The 6,049-nt window shown below is 70.5% G+C and carries 11 protein-coding genes; 5 read left to right on the plus strand and 6 right to left on the minus strand.

Going from position 1 to position 6,049, the window contains the following annotated elements; all coding sequences use genetic code 11:
* Positions 1 to 258 precede the first annotated feature (258 nt).
* The gene (locus tag D458_RS0132565; protein ID WP_017590911.1) at positions 259 to 540 is read left to right on the plus strand and encodes a hypothetical protein; all 282 of its coding nucleotides are present in this window, start codon (positions 259 to 261) and stop codon (positions 538 to 540) included.
* 38 nt (positions 541 to 578) lie between these two features.
* Entirely contained in the window at positions 579 to 890 is a 312-nt protein-coding gene (locus D458_RS0132570; RefSeq protein WP_017590912.1) for a hypothetical protein, read from the plus strand.
* 303 nt (positions 891 to 1,193) lie between these two features.
* Here D458_RS0132570 and D458_RS38050 read toward each other — a convergent pair whose 3' ends face one another.
* From D458_RS38050 to D458_RS0132595, 6 genes are all read right to left on the minus strand, one after another.
* Positions 1,194 to 1,400, minus strand: coding sequence for a peptidoglycan-binding domain-containing protein (locus tag D458_RS38050; protein ID WP_204366947.1), 207 nt, complete (start codon positions 1,398 to 1,400; stop codon positions 1,194 to 1,196).
* On the minus strand, positions 1,313 to 1,960 hold the full coding sequence (locus D458_RS37305) for a hypothetical protein (protein ID WP_204366948.1): 648 nt from the start codon (positions 1,958 to 1,960) through the stop codon (positions 1,313 to 1,315). The genes D458_RS38050 and D458_RS37305 overlap by 88 nt, the downstream gene beginning before the upstream one ends.
* Positions 1,961 to 1,965: 5 nt before the next feature.
* Positions 1,966 to 2,367, minus strand: coding sequence for a hypothetical protein (locus D458_RS0132580; protein WP_017590914.1), 402 nt, complete (start codon positions 2,365 to 2,367; stop codon positions 1,966 to 1,968).
* Entirely contained in the window at positions 2,364 to 2,618 is a 255-nt protein-coding gene (locus D458_RS0132585) for a hypothetical protein (RefSeq protein WP_017590915.1), read from the minus strand. Before D458_RS0132585 ends, D458_RS0132580 begins: the two co-directional genes overlap by 4 nt.
* A 68-nt stretch (positions 2,619 to 2,686) precedes the next feature.
* Positions 2,687 to 3,172 carry a hypothetical protein gene (locus tag D458_RS0132590; RefSeq protein WP_017590916.1) on the minus strand — a complete coding sequence of 162 codons (486 nt, stop codon included), beginning with the start codon at positions 3,170 to 3,172 and terminating at the stop codon, positions 2,687 to 2,689.
* Positions 3,173 to 3,360: 188 nt separating this feature from the next.
* Positions 3,361 to 3,822, minus strand: coding sequence for a hypothetical protein (locus D458_RS0132595; protein ID WP_017590917.1), 462 nt, complete (start codon positions 3,820 to 3,822; stop codon positions 3,361 to 3,363).
* Between the two features lie 407 nt (positions 3,823 to 4,229).
* Here D458_RS0132595 and D458_RS37130 point away from each other — a divergent pair, with 407 nt between their 5' ends.
* From D458_RS37130 to D458_RS0132610, 3 genes are all read left to right on the plus strand, one after another.
* Complete coding sequence (locus tag D458_RS37130; RefSeq protein WP_017590918.1) at positions 4,230 to 4,373, plus strand: hypothetical protein; 144 nt, start codon at positions 4,230 to 4,232, stop codon at positions 4,371 to 4,373.
* 355 nt (positions 4,374 to 4,728) lie between these two features.
* Positions 4,729 to 5,478: a peptidoglycan recognition protein family protein gene (locus tag D458_RS0132605; RefSeq protein ID WP_026119907.1), complete on the plus strand. Its 750-nt coding sequence runs from the start codon at positions 4,729 to 4,731 to the stop codon at positions 5,476 to 5,478.
* 11 nt (positions 5,479 to 5,489) lie between these two features.
* Entirely contained in the window at positions 5,490 to 5,900 is a 411-nt protein-coding gene (locus D458_RS0132610) for a hypothetical protein (RefSeq protein WP_026119908.1), read from the plus strand.
* The last annotated feature ends 149 nt before the right edge of the window (positions 5,901 to 6,049 follow it).

Here is a 6,049-nt window from a genome sequence, read left to right on the forward strand (position 1 = left end):
CCGACGAGGACGGCAAGTCCACCCTGTTCTACACCTACAAGGGCCGCGCCAACTCCGGTGTCGACGGTAGCTGATCCGCGCGCTCACTGACCCGGTATGACGGGGCCGTCCCCACCCCGGGGGCGGCCCCCTCCACATTCCCCCTGTTTCTCCTCTGACCGGCCGGGCCGGGGTTCACGCGGTTCACCCGGCCCGGCCCTTTTCCTTCCCGAACCGCGCTGTGAAGACGAACGACCGTTGTACGAGAGGAACCGCGTAATGACCGAGAACACCGCCGTCCAGGCCGAGGCCACCGCCTCCGAAGCCCCGAAGAAGCTGACCCTGCACGGTACCGAGTACCTGCTGCCCGCCTCCTCCGACCAGTGGCCGCTGGCCGCCCTGGAGGGCTTCGAGGAGGGCAAGATCGTGGCCGCGCTGCGCAGCCTGCTGGGCCCTGAGCAGTGGGCGCGGCTGAAGGAGGCCGGTGCCACCCTCAGCGACCTGAACACCCTGGCCGAGCAGGTGGCCGCGGCCTACGGCTTCGAGTCCGCGGGGGAATAACGCGCCTCCTCCGCCTACTCCGGGAACACCCCGGTGCGGTGGAGGCCGATCTCGCCCGTTACTACCGGATCGAACTGGCCGACCTGTGGCGCGGCCTGCTCACCCTGCGGCGCCTGGCGGTGCTGCTGCGGCACCTGCCCTCCGAATCGGCGACCGCCACGGCACTGGGCGGGGACGGCTGGACGCTGGCCCACTACCTGATGGCCGACATAGTGCACGCGACCACGGGACAGCCGCACCCGGCCGACCCGAGGGTGCGCCGGGCCGAGGAGGAGAAGAAGGCCCGCCTGGAGCAGGCCCGAGAGCGCGCCGAACGGCGCAGACAAGAGTTGGCCGACCACGATTCCTGACCGCCTGGGGGCGGGGTGCGACACGCACCCCGCCCCCCTTCCTGCTGTCCGGAAGCGGTCCCGAGCCGGTGGGGAAGTGCTTGAGCGGTGGCCAGGGAGCGCGGGGGCAGGGAATCGGGGAAGGGGTGCAAAGATCAGGAAGCGGCGGCGGGAGTGATCGGGGAGGCGGTCCGGTGAAGGTCCGGGCCACCCCGGTGGGCGGTCCGGAGCGACCGGAGACAGCGAGAACGGGGCCGACGGAACACTGTTCCGTCGGCCCCGTTCTCTTGTTGTCACTCTCGGTGGGCTGTCACCAGGTCCTCGTCACAGGGGCAGCCCGGGCACCAGCGGTGCTCTGCGGACCTCGGGTGCGGACGCCGGCCCCAGCCAGTCCCCGTCGCTCACGGCCAGGTGGCTCCACCACAGCGGTGGATACTTGTTGCTTAGGGCCAGGTCCACCGCGGCCCGTGTCTCCGGGCCGGGTACGCCGTCCACCGGGTCCAGGCCGTGGGCGTCCTGGAAGGCCGCCACCGCGTTCCGGATGGCGTTCCCGAAGTCACCGTCGGCACCCCAGGCGCCCAGGTCGGTTCCAGGGCCTGCCCGGTTTCGTGCTCGCGGTACAGGCGCAGGGCCAGGTTGCCGCTCCGGCGCAGTTCCAGCCTGATCCATCCGTTCGTGCCCGGAGCAGGTCCCGAGCCGGGGGTGATGGACCCGGGCCGATCCTCGGCAGCCAGATCCCGCCCCTGGAGGACGGCGTTCACGTCGCTGTTGGCTGCCGTGGACAGGACGAGACCGTCGGCGTCGCCGATGGACAGGGCCCAACGGCGGCTGCCGTCCCCGGAGGGCATGGTCGGCAACCACAGGTAGACGCGCAGCGCCCACCCGCTCCCCGGGGAGGGAAGGCGGATCCGCGCCGTGTCCTCACGATGGTGCCCGGTGCCCAGCCGCGACGCGGGCAGCCCGTGCACCGTGTGGGTGTCGTCGAACCGGCTCCGTGCGGGGGTGAGCACGGCGAGAGGATCCCCGCCGCGGGACAGGGCGCTCGAGGACAGGGGGTCGCCGACCGGGCCGGTCAGGGTGTTGCTCAGCACGCCGCTCACTTGACCATCACCTGCACGGTCAGGTGTTCGGCGCTCCCCGCACCGGTGAGTTCCACCTCGGTGGTGAGCAGGGAGAAGCGCGGTGGCCCCTCGTCCTGGGCGTCCTCGTCGCCGGGGTCCGAATCGGGGAGGGCCTGACCGATCAGCAGCTGACGGACCTCGTCCGGGCCGCGGAAACGGGTCAGCTCACCGTAGGGGCCGCTGAGGATCTCGCTCACCGGCTCACTGCGCGAGTCGAGCAGATCGGTGACACGTTCGCCGGTCTGCGCGTCGTGCGCCCACAGCGGCACGTCCGGGGAGAGCAGGGACAGGTAGCCGACCCCGCCGTCCTCGCGTTCCACCTGCTGACCAGCGGCGATCACGAAGTCGGGGACGCCCCCGCCGAACCAGTACCTCACAGCTCCTCCTCCCGTCGTGCACGCCGGTACTCGACGGCGGCCTCGGCCCGGCGCTGCACATAGGCGGCACCAGCGGTCAGCGCCGCGGTGGCCGCGGTCGCGGCCAGCACGGCGGTGTCGACGGTCTCTCCGGGAACGACGGTCGCGGCGACCGCCCCGGCGGCCGCGACCAGGGCGGCCGCCACGGCCCCCTGGAAGGCGGTGCGCAGACAGCGCCTGCCCGCGTCCTCACGGGCTCCGATGGTGGACATGGTTGTTTCCTCTTGATTCGTGTGTTCGCGGATGGTGAGGGCTTCGTCGCTGAGAGCGGGGGTAGGCCTCACCGGGGGTCGAAGAAGAAGCCGTCGATCGAGATCCACCGAGGGCTGGGCGCGTGGTAGCCGATGATCTGTTCAGGCAGGGGAGTGGTCATGTTGCGGCTGACCACGTCCGCACGCATGTAGCCGACACCGCCGCGTACCTTGCACACGGTCACACCGCGGACGTAGCCGGCGGGAAAGGTCTCCGCGGGCAGGCGTGCGTAGTACGTACCGCTGGCCAGCGCCGCCCTGTTGGCTCGGCGGATGGTGCCCCGCAGCTGTACCGAACCGGTCCTGACCCAGCGCCATGAAGGCGCGAAACCGCTGCCGGCCCGTCTGATCGTGTGGGTCCGGTCCAACCGGAGCACCGCCCGGTCGATTCGGGCGCCGTTGGCGGTGTTCAGCCACACTTCCAGGGGCACGAGGTCGTCGACCTCCACGCCGTAGCCCTCCACGACGGCGAAACCGGACGAGACCGCGGCGTCGCCGTCACTGGTGCGCAGCACCCGCAGGTCGGGGCCGCCGCCGGGCTGGAGGACGCCCCCGAGGGGACCGCGGCCCGCAGCAGCTTGCGGAACCTGCCCTCCTGGACCTCCTGGAACTGTTTGTTGCCGGGGGTCACGGTTCGACCCCCCTGAGACGCGCGTGGGGCGCGAACGGCGCCCACGCGCGGTTCACGGGGGTGGAAGCCGTGTCAGGCGCTGCGCAGACGGTTCGCCCAGGTGTCGACCTCGACGTCGGCCTCGGCCCCGACCCGGAAGCCGGTGCCGTGGCGGCCCTGCCAGACCGCCAGTTCCGTCAGGCGTGCCCGGGCCACCACACCGCCCAGGTCGGGGGTGCGGCGCACCGCGGCGTCCGCGCCGTCGACCAGTTCGTAGAGTCGGCGCCGGGCCTGGGCCAGTTCGGCGCCGTCCGCGGTGAGCAACAGCCGGACGGTCGCGGTCCGCCGGTCCCGCTGCCCGGCGAGGTCTGCCGGCTCGCTCGCGATCTCCAGACCCGGTTCCTCCGGGGCCGCCGCGGCGCCGACCGCGATGCTGTCGTGCCCGGGCTGCTCGACCGGCCCGTCCACGACGGTCACCCCGGAGAGTTCGTCGGCTTCGGTCAGTGCGGTCACGAGGGCGTCGATGATCTCCGGGAATTCCTGGTATCCGGTCATGGCCGACCTTTCCTGGGCATGAGAAAAGGCGTGCCGTAGGCACGCCTGGTGGATGGGGGTGAGGGCGGGAACGGCGGGGCCCGTTCCGCGGGCACAAAAAAAGCCACCGGGATGCGGTGGCAGCTCTGTCGAGTGAACAAAAAGCTAGCGTGCGCCCAGGCGGAGCACAACCCCTCCCGGTGAAGTCCTTGCCGGGTCAGCGGGTCAGAGATGTTTCCCTGCTGCGTCCGAGCAGTTCAGGGTGCATGGGAAGCTCCGGAAGTCTTTCGTGACGAATGCCTGCGGAGTTTCCCCTCTTCCACTGATCCCTACATAAAACACATCTGTAACCTTGTGTGGGCCAACCTTCCAGATGTCGTGTCCGTCCCCCATGGGGCGTCAAGGAGGCGCCGAAGGAGGTGCGGTAGATGCTGGGCGGGGACGACGGGGACTGGGAAACGCCCTATGAAGAGGGCGAAGAGCTCTACTACGACGATGACGGTGCCTTCGGGGTGGAACTGCCGCCCGCCGTCGATACAGCGGCCCGCGGCTTTCAGGGCTGGAACTGCTGAGAACGGACTCTCCGATGCAGGGCCTTCTGTCGGCGGAAGGGTCCGTGCACCCGGTGCACGGACCCTTCCGCTGATTTTCAGGAGATCAGTTCTGTTGGCCGCGCTGCCTTCGTGACCTGCGGTGCGGACATTCGCGCGGATTTCCTGCGCTGCAGGGCTTGTGCGGTCGCCTGAGCCTGTGGCACCATCTAGCGCAGCGGTACAGCTATGTTCCCAACCCGGCCCAGCGCCGGGTTTTTTCGTTGGCGGACCCTTCCGCCACGTCTCAGCCGGGCCGCGGCCCAGGCTTCTCTTCTTCCTTTCTGATTTCCGTGCGGTGCGCCCTGTGGCGCCCCGCTCCAGAGGAGTGCCCGAAATGTCACGTCATGTCAGCCGGTCTGCGTGGGGCGCCCGTGCCCCTCGAAGCCGGACCTCCACCACGTGGGCGGCCCGCAGCGGGTTCACCGTCCACTACTCCGCGGGCCCACCCACCCAGCCCCCGCGCCAGATCCAGGACTTCCACATGGACGGCCGGGGCTGGGCGGACGTGGGCTACAACTTCCTGGTCGACCGCCAGGGCAACGTCTACGAGGGCCGCGGCTGGCTCACCGTGGGCGCGCACGCCTCCCCGCACAACACCTCGCACATCGGGGTGTGCTTCATCGGCCGCGACGGCGACGCCACCCCGGCGGCCAAGGCGGCGATCCGCGGACTCCACGACGAGGCCAACCGGCGAGCGGGCAGAACCCTGTCCCGCAGTTGGCACGGTGGCCTGTCCGGGAACAGCACCTCCTGCCCGGGCGCCGACCTGCGCTCGTGGGTCCAGGCCGGAATGCCTGTAGGCAGTGGCGGGGGGACGTCGCCGACCCCGCCGAGCACTCCCTCCTCGTCGGCGCCGGCCTTCCCCGGCCCCGTTCTGGTCCAGCCCCCCGTGCGCCGCACCGAGACCTGCCGCCGCTGGCAGCAGCGGATGCGCGAGCGGGGGTGGCGGATCACCGTTGACGGTTGGTACGGGTCCGCCTCCGAACGCGTCTGCCGACAGTTCCAGACCGAGAAGGGGTTCTCGGTGGACGGCCGGGTCGGCCCCCAGACCTGGGCGGGGGCCTGGACGGCCCCCGTCACCTGAGAGGAGAAACCGTGCTTTCCGTACTCTTTCCCGACGTGGAGGACCTGGTCGCCGACTACCTGCGGTCCAGGGTCCCCGACTTCCCCGCCGAATGGGCGGGAACCCCCGTGTTCACCGATTCTCTGCCGGACCGGGAGATGGGCGACGACCCGGCCCTGACCGTGCGCTGTGAGGAGTCGGGCGGGAACTACCCGATCACGCAGCAGTCACTGCTGCGCGTCTTCGCCTGGGCCGACGACCGGGACGACACCAAGGCCCTGGCCCATCTGGCCCACGCCGCGCTCCTGGAGCACGTCGGCGACGCCGAGATCGTCTCGATCCGCCAGGTGGAGGGGGTCGTCCCCGGGTTCGACCCGGAGATCCCCGAACCCCACTCCTCCTTCGCGGTGCTGGTCACCCAGCGCCCCACCGGGTCCGGCTGAGCCGCCCGGTCCCCAGAACCCCCGCGGCCGGACGGTGGCGGGTTGTCAACAATCAGACAATTTCGAGAAGGGTTTCTCAGTATGGCTAACACGGCTAATGCGAGTGTGTGGGCGTACGCGGATGTGTTCATCGCTCCGGTGGGTTCGGA

This window comes from Nocardiopsis ganjiahuensis DSM 45031, from assembly GCF_000341085.1.
Classification (GTDB): domain Bacteria; phylum Actinomycetota; class Actinomycetes; order Streptosporangiales; family Streptosporangiaceae; genus Nocardiopsis; species Nocardiopsis ganjiahuensis.

Excerpts from the sequence above, each read along its gene's own strand:
- D458_RS37130 (WP_017590918.1), top strand. The coding sequence starts at position 4,230 with ATGCTGGGCGGGGACGACGGGGACTGGGAAACGCCCTATGAAGAGGGC.
- D458_RS0132585 (WP_017590915.1), bottom strand. The coding sequence starts at position 2,618 with ATGTCCACCATCGGAGCCCGTGAGGACGCGGGCAGGCGCTGTCTGCGC.
- D458_RS0132565 (WP_017590911.1), top strand. The coding sequence starts at position 259 with ATGACCGAGAACACCGCCGTCCAGGCCGAGGCCACCGCCTCCGAAGCC.
- D458_RS0132605 (WP_026119907.1), top strand. The coding sequence starts at position 4,729 with ATGTCACGTCATGTCAGCCGGTCTGCGTGGGGCGCCCGTGCCCCTCGA.
- D458_RS0132595 (WP_017590917.1), bottom strand. The coding sequence starts at position 3,822 with ATGACCGGATACCAGGAATTCCCGGAGATCATCGACGCCCTCGTGACC.